15 protein-coding genes and 1 pseudogene are annotated in these 15,253 nt (G+C 42.7%); 9 read left to right on the forward strand and 7 right to left on the reverse strand.

The features are described from left to right. The first annotated feature begins 14 nt into the window (after positions 1–14). Both ACRQ5D_RS09595 and ACRQ5D_RS09600 read left to right on the forward strand, forming a co-directional pair. Positions 15–1,385, forward strand: coding sequence for a CRTAC1 family protein (locus ACRQ5D_RS09595; RefSeq protein ID WP_432329739.1), 1,371 nt, complete (start codon positions 15–17; stop codon positions 1,383–1,385). Between the two features lie 89 nt (positions 1,386–1,474). After that, positions 1,475–1,855: a hypothetical protein gene (locus tag ACRQ5D_RS09600; protein WP_129570436.1), complete on the forward strand. Its 381-nt coding sequence runs from the start codon at positions 1,475–1,477 to the stop codon at positions 1,853–1,855. 113 nt (positions 1,856–1,968) lie between these two features. On the opposite strand, the gene ACRQ5D_RS09605 is transcribed toward ACRQ5D_RS09600, so the two are convergent. Genes ACRQ5D_RS09605 through ACRQ5D_RS09615 form a run of 3 tightly spaced genes read right to left on the reverse strand, consistent with a single transcriptional unit; the run spans position 1,969 to position 3,548 of the window. Next, the gene (locus ACRQ5D_RS09605) at positions 1,969–2,775 is read right to left on the reverse strand and encodes a hypothetical protein (protein WP_091173508.1); all 807 of its coding nucleotides are present in this window, start codon (positions 2,773–2,775) and stop codon (positions 1,969–1,971) included. A gap of 27 nt (positions 2,776–2,802) precedes the next feature. Continuing rightward, positions 2,803–3,195 (reverse strand): hypothetical protein, encoded by a 393-nt coding sequence (locus ACRQ5D_RS09610; RefSeq protein ID WP_432328741.1) that lies wholly within the window; start codon positions 3,193–3,195, stop codon positions 2,803–2,805. Then, a complete protein-coding gene (locus tag ACRQ5D_RS09615) occupies positions 3,195–3,548 on the reverse strand; it encodes a hypothetical protein (protein ID WP_432328743.1) in 354 nt (117 codons plus the stop codon). The genes ACRQ5D_RS09610 and ACRQ5D_RS09615 overlap by 1 nt, the downstream gene beginning before the upstream one ends. 261 nt (positions 3,549–3,809) lie before the next feature. Here ACRQ5D_RS09615 and ACRQ5D_RS09620 point away from each other — a divergent pair, with 261 nt between their 5' ends. Further along, positions 3,810–4,433 carry a hypothetical protein gene (locus ACRQ5D_RS09620; RefSeq protein WP_143020854.1) on the forward strand — a complete coding sequence of 208 codons (624 nt, stop codon included), beginning with the start codon at positions 3,810–3,812 and terminating at the stop codon, positions 4,431–4,433. A 63-nt stretch (positions 4,434–4,496) separates the two neighbouring features. Here ACRQ5D_RS09620 and ACRQ5D_RS09625 read toward each other — a convergent pair whose 3' ends face one another. Continuing rightward, the gene (locus tag ACRQ5D_RS09625; RefSeq protein ID WP_256337523.1) at positions 4,497–5,843 is read right to left on the reverse strand and encodes a BamA/TamA family outer membrane protein; all 1,347 of its coding nucleotides are present in this window, start codon (positions 5,841–5,843) and stop codon (positions 4,497–4,499) included. 239 nt (positions 5,844–6,082) lie between these two features. Between ACRQ5D_RS09625 and ACRQ5D_RS09630 the strand changes: the two genes are divergently transcribed. Together ACRQ5D_RS09630 and ACRQ5D_RS09635 are read left to right on the forward strand one after the other, a co-directional pair. Further along, positions 6,083–6,895, forward strand: coding sequence for an alpha-amylase family glycosyl hydrolase (locus ACRQ5D_RS09630; RefSeq protein WP_431199469.1), 813 nt, complete (start codon positions 6,083–6,085; stop codon positions 6,893–6,895). Beyond that, positions 6,892–7,815: an alpha-amylase family glycosyl hydrolase gene (locus tag ACRQ5D_RS09635; RefSeq protein WP_432328746.1), complete on the forward strand. Its 924-nt coding sequence runs from the start codon at positions 6,892–6,894 to the stop codon at positions 7,813–7,815. The genes ACRQ5D_RS09630 and ACRQ5D_RS09635 overlap by 4 nt, the downstream gene beginning before the upstream one ends. A 122-nt stretch (positions 7,816–7,937) precedes the next feature. Here the strand turns inward: ACRQ5D_RS09635 and ACRQ5D_RS09640 are convergent, their stop codons facing one another. From ACRQ5D_RS09640 to ACRQ5D_RS09650, 3 genes are all read right to left on the reverse strand, one after another. Continuing rightward, on the reverse strand, positions 7,938–9,407 hold the full coding sequence (locus tag ACRQ5D_RS09640) for a DUF5597 domain-containing protein (RefSeq protein WP_432328747.1): 1,470 nt from the start codon (positions 9,405–9,407) through the stop codon (positions 7,938–7,940). 260 nt (positions 9,408–9,667) lie between these two features. Beyond that, the gene (locus ACRQ5D_RS09645; RefSeq protein WP_091173517.1) at positions 9,668–10,687 is read right to left on the reverse strand and encodes a nucleoside hydrolase; all 1,020 of its coding nucleotides are present in this window, start codon (positions 10,685–10,687) and stop codon (positions 9,668–9,670) included. 63 nt (positions 10,688–10,750) lie between these two features. After that, the gene (locus ACRQ5D_RS09650) at positions 10,751–11,449 is read right to left on the reverse strand and encodes an SMUG2 DNA glycosylase family protein (RefSeq protein WP_091173520.1); all 699 of its coding nucleotides are present in this window, start codon (positions 11,447–11,449) and stop codon (positions 10,751–10,753) included. 121 nt (positions 11,450–11,570) lie between these two features. Between ACRQ5D_RS09650 and ACRQ5D_RS09655 the strand changes: the two genes are divergently transcribed. The 4 genes and pseudogenes from ACRQ5D_RS09655 (at position 11,571) to ACRQ5D_RS09670 (ending at position 15,248) form a co-directional block, all read left to right on the forward strand. Next, complete coding sequence (locus ACRQ5D_RS09655; protein WP_432328750.1) at positions 11,571–12,908, forward strand: hypothetical protein; 1,338 nt, start codon at positions 11,571–11,573, stop codon at positions 12,906–12,908. Between the two features lie 157 nt (positions 12,909–13,065). Then, positions 13,066–13,821: pseudogene (locus tag ACRQ5D_RS09660) on the forward strand (SDR family oxidoreductase); the annotation flags it as partial. Positions 13,822–13,894: 73 nt separating this feature from the next. Further along, a complete protein-coding gene (locus ACRQ5D_RS09665) occupies positions 13,895–14,782 on the forward strand; it encodes a glutamate--tRNA ligase family protein (RefSeq protein WP_176844550.1) in 888 nt (295 codons plus the stop codon). Between the two features lie 199 nt (positions 14,783–14,981). Beyond that, complete coding sequence (locus ACRQ5D_RS09670) at positions 14,982–15,248, forward strand: hypothetical protein (protein WP_431199472.1); 267 nt, start codon at positions 14,982–14,984, stop codon at positions 15,246–15,248. The last annotated feature ends 5 nt before the right edge of the window (positions 15,249–15,253 follow it).

A 15,253-nucleotide genomic window follows, 5' to 3' on the forward strand; every position in this document is an offset into this window, starting at 1 on the left:
ACAATGATGGTAAACTGGATGTTTTTGTTTTACGTGGTGCATGGCTCACCAAGGGCTTCGGCAACCAACCAAGTTCCTTATTGCGCAACAATGGCGATGGGACTTTTACTGATGTAACCGCCATAAGTGGTTTATTTATGCTTCACCCTACTCAAACCGCAACCTGGGCCGATTTTAATAACGATGGCTGGCTGGACGTGTTTGTGGGTAACGAAAATTCGGAGTCGATGTACTACGCCGATGAATCAACCTGCCAGTTATACATGAATAACCGTAATGGCACATTCAGCAACGTAACCACGGCTGCCCATTGCGGCATCAAAGCTTTTGTAAAAGGGGTAACGTCTGCCGATTATGATAACGACGGCTTTGCCGACATATTTATCTCAACCATGGACGGGCGCAAATACCTGCTTAGAAATAAAGGCAAAACCGAAGCCGGGGTTGATTTTGAAGATGTGACCGTGCAATCGGGCCTTGACCAGATCAAGCAACGGACTTTTACTACCTGGTTTTATGATTATAATAATGATGGCTGGCCCGATTTAATGGTTGCCAACTATCACTTTGATCGTACTTTGGGGTATTACAGTGCCGCTGCTGCCCTGGGCAAAGCCATGCCGGAAGCCGGCAACATCTATCTATACAAAAACAATCATAACGGCACTTTTACTAACGTAACCAAAGAAGCAGGCTTGGATAAGGTAGTTTACAGCATGGGCGCTAACTTTGGCGATATTGATAATGATGGCTATCCTGATATGTATTTTGGTACAGGGAACCCCGATTTCAAATCGCTGGTGCCTAACAAATTTTTCAGGAACATCGGCGGGAAAAGATTTGCCGATATTACTTCGTCATCACGTATGGGTAATTTGCAAAAAGGCCATGGTGTTGCATTTGCCGATTTGCGGAACAACGGCCACCAGGATATTTTTGCTCAAATGGGCGGGGCTTATATTGGTGACTCATATACCAGTTCACTATACATGAACCCCGGTGTAAGTAATAATAACTGGATTAGCCTGAAATTGAACGGCATAAAAGCCAATAATGCAGCCATTGGGAGCCATATTAAACTCACTTTTACCGAAAATGGGGTTAAACGTTCTGTTTATAAAGATGTTAACTCGGGCGGGAGCTTTGGGTCATCGCCATTGCAGCAGGAGATAGGCGTTGGCCAGGCCAGGATAATTGATGAAATTGAGATCAAGTGGGCAGGAAGCGGCGCTGTGCAGCACTTTAAAAATGTTGCCCCTAACCAGTTTTTAAACATTACCGAGGGTAATGCACAATACAAAACCCTCCAATTAACAAAATTGATTTTCCGCAGTAAAAACATGCCGGGTTGTATGCCGATGCAAATGGCAGCCAAAACAAATTAAATTATGTTTCTGTAATAGAAAATATTAGCTCTGGTTTTATACCAAAATAGTTACATTTATATCAACAACAATTAAAATAAATCTTAACCATGAGAAAACTCTTATTACTATGCTGCATGTTCATTGGATTGGCTGTAGCAGGCAACGCGCAAACCAAGCCCGGTGCCAAACCTGTTGAAAAATCAAAAGACCTGCAAAAGCAATTAAAGCTCACTGATAAACAAACCGAAAAAATTGCGGTGATATACCAGGAATCATCCGATAAGTTTGAAAAGATCAAAGCCGCTGATAAAGGTGATAATACGAAAATGATGGTTGATATTAAGCCATTACGGGAAGCTACCATCTCAAAGATCAAAGCTGTTTTAACTAAAGAACAGACAGTAAAATATGATAAACTTTTAAAAGGTACCAAAGCAGCAGCCGGCAGTGGCTGGGGTGATGGCTGGAGCGCTACAAGCGGTCAATAACCAGTTTCAGTAGTAACAAAATAACAGGCCGCTTTTCTTGTGATTAGAGCGGCCTGTTTATTTATAAAATTTGTTTAACCGGCAGATAGTTCATATCGTACCTTAACTGATTCCTAATCCAGGATCTCTATAGGCCGGTTAAGTACTTCTTGCAGCGGGATCTTTTGAATACGCTTATCTTTTTTGATATAATTTAAACTAACCGGGAGAAGTATTGGCCCGGCGGTAACCGACCATCCCGGCGGATCGCCGCCTTCTGTTAGTCTTAAAAAACCGTTGCTGATGTAAAGGGGCATGAGTAAGGCCTCTCCGGTATCCATCGGGCCAAGATCTATTTGCAGTGAATTAGAATGGAAAGATTTAGCTGCACGTTCCGGATCTGTAAATTTATTAATATCGGTAGGGTCAAACATTTCACTTACTTCATCAAGCTTTAAACGGTTGATGTCGAGCTTTACAGATTCTGCTTTGCCTTTTCCAACTTGTTTAATAATTAAGCAGGCTACTGCCGTACCCATTGGCTTCAGCTTTTTTTGCCTGTATAAAGTTGTAAACTGCTCCAGGTAGGTAGAAGAAATTCCATAGTCGGGGTGATAGCTTCCTGCAGTAATGAGATCATCTATTTCGTTCTTCATTACCGGGTAAACCAAAGGGCTATGATCTTTTTGGCCGGCAGCTATTTTCATCTTGTTGTATGAGGCTATGCTCATTTCGCCATAACCAATTTCAAATTTCGCGTTAGCGGTGTCCAGCTGTTTGGCAAGGCTGTCCAATTGTTGCCTTTTTATAGTATAGCGTTTTTGCCGGGCAATATAAAAATACAGGTTGCCAATGATCAAAATACAGCCAGCCACTATCAGGATAAGGGCGAGGCTGTTTTTAGGTTGTTTGACCGGTATTGGGTTTTCGTTATTTTCCATTCTTATGAATATCTGATCATTGTCGAACTATCCGCGCCCCTGTACACCTTCGGCCAGCCTCACCGGGCTCAGCATTTTTCGTATTGTTAATGATTTCCGGGCGGTATCTGCCGGTTCTGTATAGCGGATATTATCCGGCAGAAAAATTGTTTTCGATTCAATTTTCCATTGTCTGTTTTTATTAACAGGGTTTGGTTTATCATAGGTCACGAATAAGGGGATTAAAATTCCTTGCCCGGTTGAAAGCCTTGAAGGTAGTTTTATAATTTGTTTCATAGCGTTGCCTTTGGCCCTGATCTGGCTGTCATAATCATTTTTGCTTTGAGGGTCTTCAGTTACGGTAAGCGGCTGGTTAATATTGAGCTTGCTCATGTCAAGCTCAATGTCTGATGCATCGCCTTTGCCTTTGTTCTGGATCATCAGGCAGGTGATAAACAGGTCATAATTGTTAGCTGTGGTGTCGTTAAAAAGCTGATCGGTTTTCTGCAGGTTTTTATCCGAAATTTCATTGGTGAGTATGGGGTAATCAAGATAAAAGGCATCCTTTTTCCGCACAGCACTATCACCCCCGCCAGGGCATAAATATCATTGACCATGCTGATATAGGAAATTTCCAGGCTGGCCTTCAGATCAAGGTTAACCGGCGGTGGCGGGTCTCTCTTAATCAAATTATACCCGGTAGTTAGTAAACCTAAAATAACAGTGATAACGCCCAGTTTCAATTGCAGGCTTTTCCATATGCTGTCTTTATCGGCTGTTTTCTTTTTGGCCATGCTTCCCGGTTATTGATAGGGTTAGGAATGTCATGTATTTTTATTTACATGGTTGTTTCACAGGTGCTTGTAATATAAAATTAAGAATAATAATTAACAGCACAGATATTTTATGTCGTATTTCTTTTTCTTTAGTTAAACTCCTATCTTCACCTAAACTTAAATACTGTCATGAATAAAATTTTAATAACAAAGTTGTCTTTTGTTGCGATACTTCTGTTTTTCACCCCGGCCGTGCTATTGGCCAGCAAACATAACAAAATGACAAGAAATATAGACATCGCTGGTCTCATTGTTGATTCAAAAACCTTATTACCAATTGAAGCAGCTGGTATTTACGGGGCCGATGAAAAACTGCTTGGCAAAACGGATGTAAGGGGCTATTTTAAGATCTCACTTGGTTTTATGGCCGATGGGGAAATGAGGTTTAAGTTAAAGATTATTAAAAAAGGCTATAATAACATTATGCAAAGTGAGCATTGGGGCAATTTGCCGGGAGATACAAAAGCGCTGATGTATTTTGGGTTAGATAAAGGATCAGGATCAAACTCTTTTTCAAAAATGGTAAACAAGGCGATTGGCGATCTGGATTATCACAGTACGCTGGAACATTTTGATCAGATAAAAATCGCCCGAACATTTGATAATAAACTATCTGCAGCAAAAGCTGGCAATCAGGATGTGTTGGTTAAGGTTGATAATAAGTTTTATATGGTGGATGAAACAGGATGGATCGCGATATCTTCCGATAAGGACTCGATATCGATAAATAAAAAACAATTGGTAATTGCAGATCAATTAAACGGCACGATCAAAAGAAAAGATATTAAATGGATGACACCGCTCAATGCTAAAAATACTAAGTTCGCTGTTTATACTAGGTAAGCTATACAGAACTATCGTAGTCGATTTAACGAAACGGCCTTCGTGATTAACATAGAGGCCGTTTTAAAATGCTTCATTCAAGCCCAAAAAGAACCCCTTTGAACCATACCGACCAAAGGCATAGTCAAGACAAAGATTGGTACGGGTTGCTTTATTAAATAGTACCCGCAAACCGCCGCCATAACCCGGTTGCCATACCTGGAATATTTTGGTGCCCGATTCATCATTGGTTGTTTGCAGGTTGGCGAATGCCACGCCGCTTACAAATTTATTCCGCAGTATTGGGAAACGGTATTCTACTTCCGAGTAGTTGTATTGCGTACCCTTAAAATATTGTACTACATAACCCCTGCCGCTCCGGAAGCCCGGATCTTTGCCGGTGCCTGGCAGCTCGAGATAGGGGATGTTACCGCTGATAAGGTATGAGCCCCAGTTCCAGAAAGCAACAACATGTTCGGGGTTAGTTTCTGACAGGCTGAAATACTTTCTGAAATCGGTAGTGAACTGTACCGCATTTTTGGAGCTCCCCATCCAGCTTTGATTAATGCGGAAGCCGGCATCGACGTAAATCCCTCTGTAGGCCCGGTTTTGATTGTCGCGGGTGGTGTATTGCAGGTTAAAAAGCAAGCCGTTAGCAGCATAATGGTCGCGGGCAAATCCATGACGGTCGCTATAGATATTGTATGGGGTAAGATCAGTTGTTGATTTGGTATCCTCAATTTTTCGCCTGATATCAAAGGAAGCGCCCGCACCTAAAAATAACCCCTTATCAATTTCTTTGTATACCTTCTCGCGGATATTATAAAATTGCGAATGCAGCGCCCTGCCTTTACGCCCGGGGTTGGCCAGCACCTGGTCGGCTTCGCTGCCGCTTGATGCCTGGCCAATTCCCAAACCATAATCGGGCGATACCGTTTTGGCTGCAACCAAACTGCCCTGAAAATTCCATTTATTACCCGGTGCATATATGTTATGGTTGATATAAAAATAGATGATCCCCTTGGTGGTAATAGATGCCGATGTGGCAGCAACCGATAACAGGGTATTAGGATCGTTTCCTAATTTTTTACCTGCTACAGCCTTGATGCCAATTTGCGACCCGATGGTTGGATTAGATGCCACGTTGGGTATGATGGTAATTCCCGATGACTTTTTATTGGCGGCTGCAGCCGGTCGGCCGGGATGAAGTATGTTACGCACCAGGTCGCCAAAGTCATATTGTTTATATAAAGTATCAGTCGGTTTGGCCGCTTGTACTACTTTTTCTTTAATGCGCAATGAATCGGCTTTTACCGAATCGGCAGGTACAGGTACCTGGCCGAAAGCATGTACCGATATGCCTGTAAATAGTATGAATAAAACTGTTTTTAAAAGCAGGGCAGAGATTTTATGTGGTGGTTTGTGATGCACGCTAACGGATATAAATATTAAAAATTCAATTTACTGACTGTTTAATTGTGATAGGTGTTAGCTCATTTCTAAACCCCGAAATGTGCATAATGTTTGAACTTCAAATTTGTACGGGTGCTAAGGCGACGGATTTAGTTGCATTATTTTTTGTTTCGCTTAAATATTGCTACCTTAATATTCTCTTGTTATAAACCACAGAAAGTCGGCTTCGTCCTGCTAAAACTTAACCAATTATAATCATGAACGTACCTTACATTCGTTTTGTGGCCCTCATTGTTTTTATGTTTGTCGCCTTTTCAGGGGCTGCGCAAATCAATCAAGGCAGAGCAGACACTATTGATCGCAAATGGTGGAAGGAAGCCGTAGTTTACCAGGTTTATCCCCGAAGCTTTAAGGACAACGATGGAGACGGTATTGGTGACCTGAAAGGCATTATCTCCAAACTTGATTATATCAAAAGCCTCGGTGTTGATGTTGTTTGGCTTAACCCAATTTACAGCTCGCCTAATGACGATAATGGCTATGATGTAAGCGATTACCGCAACATCATGAAGGATTTTGGAACCATGGATGATTTTGATGCTTTGCTGAAAGGCATGCATTCCCGCGGTATAAAACTGGTGATGGATCTGGTAGTAAATCATAGCAGCGATGAACACGAATGGTTTAAGCAAAGCAGGAGCTCGCGCAACAATCCGTACCGGGAATATTATCACTGGTGGAACGCCGAAAAGGGCAAACCCGCTTATCGCTACAGTTTATTTGACGTAAATCATGATGCCTGGCGTTATGATTCGCTTACCAATGCCTATTACCTGCATTATTTTTCGCGCAAGCAGCCCGACCTTAACTGGGAAAATCCAAAACTCAGGAATGAAGTATACGGCATAATGAAGTTTTGGGCTGATAAGGGGATTGACGGCTTCAGGCTGGATGCTTTCCAGTTTGCCGCGAAGGATACCACATTCCCGGCCTTTCCGAAAGGGTTTGAAAAAACTTTACCCAATATTACGGCGTACAGGGCAATTTGCACGGATACCTGCAGGAAATGAACAGAGAAGTGCTCAGTAAATATAACGTAATGAGTGTGGCCGAAGGTGCCGGTAACACATTTGAAGATGGGCACAATTTAGTTGATGCCGACAGGAATGAATTGAACATGGCTTACGCTTTTGAAGCAGTGGATATTGCCAAACCGGAAGGCTATAGTTTAACTCATTTAAAGCAGGTATTCACCAAATGGGACAGTGCATTTGCAGCAAAGGGCTGGCTATCTATATTTCTGGCTAATCATGACCAGGCCCGGCTGGTAAGCAGGTTCGGTAATGATAGCCCTGAGTTCAGGGCTGTATCATCAAAGATGCTCACTACATTTTTGATGACCATGCGCGGTACGCCATACTATTATAATGGCGACGAACTGGGCATGACCAATGCCGGTTTCAGCACAATTGATGACTATCGTGACGTGCAAACCTTGAATGAATATCAGCGGCAAAAAAATATTGGTGCCGATTTGCCTACATATTTAAAACGAATAGCCTTTGAAAGCCGTGATAACGGGCGCACTCCATTTCAATGGAACAGCACGGCCAATGCCGGTTTTACAACGGGTATACCCTGGATAAAGGTAAATCCCAATTATAAAAGCATCAACGCTGCTGCGCAGGAAAAAGATGCCAATAGCACGTTGAATTATTTCAGGCGGATAGTAAAGCTGCGGAAGGATAACCCGGTACTGGTATACGGAAAATATACATTGCTCGATGCACAAAACCCCGGTACTTATGCTTACACCCGGGAGTTGAACGGCAGGAGGCTGCTGGTACTCCTGAATTTTACAAGTAAAACAGCTCCGGCTCAAACAGGTATGGATTTGGGCAATGCAACGGTTTTAATCGGCAATTATCAAAAGCCGTCAAAAAGTGGTACACTTATGCCGTATGAGGCGGTGGTTTATGAGGTGAAGTAGGAGGGGTTTAATGTAGAGACGCATAATTGCGTCTCCTAATGTACAGAGTCTCATTTAATTGAAAATTGCATGCGTGACCTGCCTGCGAGAGACGCAATTATGCGTCTCTACATTTATTAATCTTACCTCACCACCAGCGAAATCTGCAAGACCCTCGGCTTATCGCCAATGGCCGGGCCACCCCAATCTGTTTCATCACCATTAAGGATGCGAAGCGATTTAAATACGCCGTTTTCATAGCAGCCTTCCTCAACCTTAAGGTATTGCCATGCCTTGCCGGTATTGCTGTCGGCCGGTTGGAAAGTGATGCGACAATTGGTTCCGGTCACGATGAATTTATTTTCGTCGAGGCTAACAATCATGGCTTTACCGCTATGGTCTTTATTGGGTTTAAGTTCACCACCCCGGCCGCTACCAAATTTTATAATGGCATCCCAGACACCAAGTTTAATGCTTTGCTCCGCACCGTCTTCATGTTCAACAACTGCTTTTATCTTGTCGTCAAATGCCCATTGCGCCATCTCCCTCATCATAGGAGCTGTCATGGCATATTCATCCGCAAAATGGGCAAGGAGTTCGGCGAGGTGTTCATCGTTTGAGCTTTCGCCATTATTATCTATTCCAAAAGGCGAAAAACCAATACCACCGTGGGCCAGCACATCATAAAAATATTTGGCGTTATCAGCAACTAACCCGGCTTCGGGTACAAACAAGGGATTATCTGCCCGGGTGTACAGGTCAATCACTTTCAGCACTCTTTCGCTGCCCGACAGGTAAATATCGGGAGCAAGCAGGTCAATAGATGGTGCGGCTGCTTTCCAGATCGGGATTACATTATCTGTTGCGCCCCCACTTTCATAATGGGTTGCCGACGGATTGGTAAGTGGATCGCGAAGTGCCACGTTTACATATAGCGGCAGCGGATACTCAGCCTTACCCGCTGCTGCCACCTGTTCAATGAACCGGGCTATTGACCAGGCCTGGAAGTATTCATCAGCCCTTTCACCAAAAACTTTGGCCCATGAGCCTTTTGAATTTTCCGGCACGTTCAGGGCTTTTAGTATGGCCGGTTTTAATAGTTGGGCGGGTACATCGGCTTCAAACAGTTTTTGCGCCTTGGCTGAATAGTCGCGAACGGTGTCCCATGAGCCGGGTTCGTTTTCAACCTGTACCATGATAACTGTATGCTGCGTATCTGCCTGCTTTAAGTAGCGCATAACTGCCGAAAACGCTTTGATATCAGCATCTAAAGTGGCTTTTGAATGAGGTGAAGGCGAGTCAATGGGCTTGCCTGTTTTACCTGTTATGTTTGGATATTTCTCCGCGTCGCGTTTCATCCATTCGGGCATGTAATGGTTACTGCCGTTTTTCCAGGTACCAAACCATAATAGTACCAAATGAACGTTATGCTGCCGGGCTTGGGTAAGCAAAGTATCAACCAGCGAAAAATCAAACTTTCCGGGCTGGGGTTCTATTTGCTCCCAGTAAATGGGTACTTCAAGCGTGTTAAGGTGCATTGCCCCGGCCGATTTCCATACGCCTGGCATTAAAGCGGGCCATGCACTTGAGTTGTGCGCCTGGCCTCCCAGCATTAAAAATGGTTTGCCATCAACTAAAAACGCGTGCCTGCCATTTTTTTCGATAAGCCGGGGTAGCGATGCATCATTAGTTTGGGCAAGGGTTTTACCCCCGCAAATAATAGTGATGTAAGCAGGAGCGTATTCTGAGTTTTTTTGCCAATTATTTTAAGCATGATAACAAAGGTTTATGACCATGCAAAATAATTACAAAACAGCGCTTTTGGTAATACTAAATAAACGGTTTATGGTTAAAAATATACCAAATGCAGCGTTTATTTTGCCAACTCCAGCTTGGCAAAAAAATCATTAAACATGAGGTTGATATCTAACCTGCGATAAACACGGATATTACGGCCCTTGGCATTATAATCATATCCCCCTTGCGCGTTAATAAGCGGGCAGGGCTTTAACACATATTCACTTGATGATGGATCGGCTTCAAAGGATGATTGCAGCGCGGTAAGCAACACCAGCGGACTATCACCTATGATATAGGTTTCACCCAAATTAAGATGATATTGCTGGATGAGCTTCATGACGTTTTCAAGTGCACCAGCCAGGTATTTCCCTGTTTCGCCTTGCGGCTTTACTTTAAGCAGTAATTCTGAGTAGGAAAGTATCGCCTGGCGATACCCATCCCTCGGAATCTGCCATAATTTTAGCTGAGAATGGTTAAACACAGCTCTCGCCGCATTGATATCGATATTGAGGTTATACTCGGGGCTGCTGTAATTGGGTGGGGGTAGTGCAAGATCGCTGTACTCCGGGCCACCAATCCACACCAGTGTGAGTTTGTCGGCAATTTTAGGTTCGGTTAGCACTGCCGACGCAATTTCGGTAAGCCCGGCACCGCAGAGGATATAAAGGGGCAGTGAGGTATCTGTACGGGATGCTTCTTTAATGATCAGATCGACAGCTTTACTTTTTACCGGGGTACTGTCGTTTACCATCGCGGTGTTAGAGCCTGCTATTACCGGGAATTGATCTTTGATTTTTAAAACAGCCAATAGCTCGGCAGCTTTTTTTGCAGCCTTGTCGGCCTGGGTTTTAGATTTGTCGAACCCATCATTGGCATTCAGGTGCGAACCAATAATCCCTCTAACGTCAACCGATGGTGATAATACCAAATGTGTTAACGCAAATAAGCCATCCGGGTCGCCGCTAAAATCATTATCCATAATCACCCTGATGCGGGGCGAGATAAGTTTATTGTTTGCAGCTGATTGCCCTTTTGAAACAAAAGGAAAAACAAAAAGCATCAGCAGGAATGTTAAAAACTTGCTTTGGGTCATAGCTTAAAGGTTAATTGGTTGGTGCACATAATATAAGTGTTTTACCATGAAATAAGTGTCTGTTTACCCCGCAATACTTTCAAAAGCTGAAAGGTATTTATCAATATAAAATTGCTTGCTTGCCGTTTTATACTGCATAATAAAACGCGGATGTTCAAGTGCTATGATCTCGCCAAAAAAGTGGTACTCATCATTTAACTTGCGCAGGAATGTTTCATTCTTTCCCGTACCAAAACAAAAGCATTTTTCGGTATTAATGCCCAGATCAATCTGCTTGCGGATGTTTTCGATCATGAAATGGTAAACGGCGCGGGTTAATTCCTTGCTGTCGTAGTAATTGTAGTTCTTTTCCTTGCCGTTGGTATCGATACTGGTAAAGCCAAGCGGGCAGGGAGAATTGATATAGATCTGCTTATAAAAAGCTTCCGGGCCGCCAAAGGCGTTGATCACCTCATAAACAAACACAGAAGAAGGCTCGTGCGACATTTTGCCTTCGTAGTTGATGTGGCATTCAGCTATCAACCGCTTAGGATCGGTAAAAGGAATGCCTGTTAAACCGCCGCCAAACCTGCCGGGGTTGATACCCAAAATGATGTGGCGCTGCTGATTATCGTTGTAATATTTATGATAAAACTCATCAACAATACGCATAGTTTGCGGATGCTCCTTAAACGGGTTCATGATACGGATGCCTTTGGGTAAAGGATCGCCGGTATAGGTTAGCTGCTCATTGAATTGGATAACCCTGTCTGCAAATGTCATAACTCAAATGTAGTATTAGTTGAGCAATTGTTTTTGATGTGTTGTGGCTTTCTGCTTTAGTGCTTGTAACATTTGACTTATTTTGCGAGCAATAACAAAACCGTTTACAATAAGGGGACTTATGTCAAAAAAGAAAAAAGGGAAAGTAGTTGCAATGAAGCCAATTCAGCTAAGTCCGGAAAAGTATATTAAAACACAGGCACGTACGCTGCCTATTTTTGAATGTCTGATAAATGATGATTGGGAGACATCCGGCTTATGTAATATCATAGTGGCCCGCCAGCACAAAAACGGAAATGTAACAGCAGGTATTTACCTGGTTGATATGTTTTGCCTGGGTGTTAAGGGTGCTCAATACGAATTCAATTTGTACCAGGACGACTATGAAGATTTAAAAGACAAGTTCAATTGGGAGAGGTGCGATTATGTACTTGCTCATAATATCATTTTTGGCGCGATAGCATACGCCGAAGATTACGGATTTAAGCCGCACAAAGAATTTGAAACAGCACTGTATATTTTAGAGGAAGATGATGAAGCGATAGAGCTGATGGAGCTTGATTTTGGATTAAATGGAAAACCTCATTATGTATCGGGTCCTTATGATGACGCTGTGAAAGTCAATAATATCATAGCTACACTTGAACGAACAGCGGGCGAAGGCAATTTTACTCATACATATCTTGGAGATGGATTTGACGATATGGATGACTGGGACGAAGATGACTATGATGACGATGATATTGATTATCCCAACGATGGAAACGAATTGGGAGCAATGCTGAAACTTCTGAAAAATGTAAGTGAGACCTACGATGCTAAAATAAGGACGGAACAAGAACGGCAGATATTATCAGAGCGTTATATTGGCGCTAAGTATGAGTTGAGTGAAACAGAAGGCGCATTGGAACACAATCGTTTTGATAATGACGAAGCGGCGGGCAAGTATTATAGACTAAGAACGATTATTGCCAACAAAGATACTATTCGGGTAAAAGAGTTTGAGGAAGCGCGTTTAAAATACCCGGCAACACCGCCATTTTACAACCTGCTCCAAACGGCTTACATCAACAACCAGCAATATGATGAAGCTGAAGAAATCATAACTTTAATGTACAATGTATTTCCTGATTATTTTCCATCACTTATTAATTACGCGGGAATGCTTTTTGTGCATGAAGAGCCTGAAGCAGTTTTAGCCGTTTTTAATGGCAAGTCCGATCTTAATTATTTATATCCTGATCGCAATGTTTTTCATGTAGGTGAAGCATTAGTTTATTATGCCTGCATGTGCCGTTATTTTTCTGCAATTGACCAAATAGATTCAGCCGATATGTATATGAATGCTATGCTCAAATATGCGGAAACCGACTTCTTTAAGCAGACGGAAATGGTAAAGTTTGCAATAATGGATCTTTTTAAAGCAAAATTTGCCGCTTTAACAGCGGGGGCTTTTTAGGTAAGTAATATGCCTAAATAAGTATATTAATTGAGTTGGATATTGTGTTTGCTTATGGCTACCTGGTATCTCTATAATAAAGCTATTAGATATTCGCTTTTTACCAAATGGTAAGTGAAATCGGTTTTTTGCGGGGGAACTTTGTGGTGTCCAAAAAAGAATAAACATCATGAACAATCAAATTGAAAGTAAATCGTCATTAAATGGCAAAAGGGTAATTATATTGGGAGGTAGTACTGGTATAGGCTTCGCAACAGCAAAAGCTGCGGCTGCCGAAGGTGCTAAAGTTGTAATAGTTTCAGGTAATCAAAGTAAGATCAATAATGCTTTAAGTCAATTGCCTGAAGATGCTGAAGGCTACGCCGTGGATCTGTCGCACGAAGAAAATATTAAATCATTTTTTGAACAGGCCGGGAAGTTCGACCACCTGGTTTATACTGCTGCGGAAAACATTAATCTTTATAATATCGATCAAACAGATATCGAGGCTGCGCGTAAGTTTTTTAATCTGCGTTACTGGGGAGCTTATGCTGCTGTTAAATATGGCATCCCGTTCATTAATGAGGGCGGCTCGGTAAACCTAACTGGTGGCACGGCGGGAACAAGACCGGCAGCCGGCTGGTCGATGGCCAGCAGTATTTGCGGTGCTATTGAAGGTTTGGTAAGGGCGCTTGCTGTTGAGCTTGCTCCAATACGCGTAAACGCAGTGGTGCCCGGTGTAATTGATACTAACCTTTGGGACAGCCTGCCTGCCGAAAATAAAGAGGGCCTTTATAATTGGGCAAAAGATACATTACTGCTCGGCCGTGTTGGTCATGCCGATGACGTTGCCCTTGCATTTGTTTATCTTATGAAGCAAAGTTTTGGCACCGGGTTGAATTTAGTTGTTGATGGTGGTACATTGCTGGTTTAATCCCTGATATAACACTATTGGTTGATGCCGGCCGCTTTTGTATCTTGTGGCGTTCATCAAGCATAAAAAGCAATTGACAAGCATACCAACACATTTTAATAAAACCCGCATAGCACCAACGCCAAGCGGGTTTTTGCATGTGGGTAATATCTTGTCGTTTGCTGTTACTGCGGGACTGGCCCGCAAACACGGGGCAAAAATATTATTGCGGATTGATGATCTTGACCGGGCGAGGGTTAATCGCGAATATTTAACCGATATTTTTGATACGCTCCGCTTTTTAGAAATCCCCTGGGATGAAGGCCCGCAGGATGCTGATGATTTTGAATCCCGGTTCTCCCAAATTCATCGGATGCAGCTGTACAACGAAGCTCTTGATCAATTGGTTGCGGGTGATTTTGTTTTTGCCTGCACCTGTTCGCGGAAGCAGATGAGTGAAACGGGAAGCTGTACCTGCTCAGATAAGCAGATCCCTTTAAATACCCCTGAAGCGAGCTGGCGCTTACGTACAGATAACGCTGCTACATTGCAGGTGAAAAGTTATAACGATAAAATTATCCTAACTCAACTACCTGCCGAAATGGAAAATTTTGTGGTCAGGAAAAAAGACGGTTTCCCGGCTTATCAGCTTACCTCAGTTATTGACGATCTGTTTTATGGCGTTGACCTGATTGTAAGGGGCGAAGATCTATGGGCGTCAACACTGGCGCAGATTCAGGTGGCGACTGTATTGGAGAAGCAGACTTTTAATGATATCGTATTTTATCATCATCCGCTGTTGCTTGAAGCAGATGGTAAAAAGCTATCCAAATCGGCCGGTTCAACGTCGATTAGATATCTAAGTCAGGAAGGCAAAAGTGCGGAAGATGTATTTATGCTTATCTCAGATCTTTGTTCACTTCCCGAAAAAGCAAATAACTGGCAGGAGCTTGCGGCATCAATTCTTCGCAAGCTTTCATAGGTTTATCAACACTTCTTTATAAAATATCTGTTTAATGTGACTCCAGCTTAATCGAACGATGTCAATTTGTATGTTTTAATGTGATGAAAATGTTAAGTCATTTACAATAAATTAAAGCAGTTCGTGCTTTTACTTTACCATGACATAACTGCCTGTACATATCTGAAGGATAAATTTGTGGCAACAAATACAAATTACGATGCAAGCAGCATTTTGCCACAAGCACCTGAAATTTCTGTTTTTTGTTATCCTTACCTTCAGAGCCATTACCTGCCAGGCTCAAAATAACCCGCTCTCTAAAGGTTTCGCACATAATGACTACTGGCACAACCGACCGCTGTACGATGCTTTGGATAACGGTTTTCAAAACATAGAAGCTGACATTTACCTGCGTGATGACGAATTGCTGGTTGCACATATGTTGCCCGCTTTTCAAAAAAACGCACCCTGGAGCAGCTTTATTTAAAGCCA

The organism is Mucilaginibacter sp. P25 (genome assembly GCF_050859465.1).
Taxonomy (GTDB): domain Bacteria; phylum Bacteroidota; class Bacteroidia; order Sphingobacteriales; family Sphingobacteriaceae; genus Mucilaginibacter; species Mucilaginibacter gossypii.

What these genes read in the sequence shown, in the direction of transcription:
- ACRQ5D_RS09635 (WP_432328746.1), top strand. Translation starts at nt 6,892, where the DNA reads ATGAACAGAGAAGTGCTCAGTAAATATAACGTAATGAGTGTGGCCGAA.
- ACRQ5D_RS09615 (WP_432328743.1), bottom strand. Translation starts at nt 3,548, where the DNA reads ATGGCCAAAAAGAAAACAGCCGATAAAGACAGCATATGGAAAAGCCTG.
- ACRQ5D_RS09605 (WP_091173508.1), bottom strand. Translation starts at nt 2,775, where the DNA reads ATGGAAAATAACGAAAACCCAATACCGGTCAAACAACCTAAAAACAGC.
- ACRQ5D_RS09645 (WP_091173517.1), bottom strand. Translation starts at nt 10,687, where the DNA reads ATGACCCAAAGCAAGTTTTTAACATTCCTGCTGATGCTTTTTGTTTTT.
- ACRQ5D_RS09670 (WP_431199472.1), top strand. Translation starts at nt 14,982, where the DNA reads ATGCAAGCAGCATTTTGCCACAAGCACCTGAAATTTCTGTTTTTTGTT.
- ACRQ5D_RS09650 (WP_091173520.1), bottom strand. Translation starts at nt 11,449, where the DNA reads ATGACATTTGCAGACAGGGTTATCCAATTCAATGAGCAGCTAACCTAT.
- ACRQ5D_RS09640 (WP_432328747.1), bottom strand. Translation starts at nt 9,407, where the DNA reads ATGCTGGGAGGCCAGGCGCACAACTCAAGTGCATGGCCCGCTTTAATG.
- ACRQ5D_RS09655 (WP_432328750.1), top strand. Translation starts at nt 11,571, where the DNA reads ATGTCAAAAAAGAAAAAAGGGAAAGTAGTTGCAATGAAGCCAATTCAG.
- ACRQ5D_RS09630 (WP_431199469.1), top strand. Translation starts at nt 6,083, where the DNA reads ATGAACGTACCTTACATTCGTTTTGTGGCCCTCATTGTTTTTATGTTT.
- ACRQ5D_RS09600 (WP_129570436.1), top strand. Translation starts at nt 1,475, where the DNA reads ATGAGAAAACTCTTATTACTATGCTGCATGTTCATTGGATTGGCTGTA.
- ACRQ5D_RS09610 (WP_432328741.1), bottom strand. Translation starts at nt 3,195, where the DNA reads ATGATCCAGAACAAAGGCAAAGGCGATGCATCAGACATTGAGCTTGAC.
- ACRQ5D_RS09620 (WP_143020854.1), top strand. Translation starts at nt 3,810, where the DNA reads ATGACAAGAAATATAGACATCGCTGGTCTCATTGTTGATTCAAAAACC.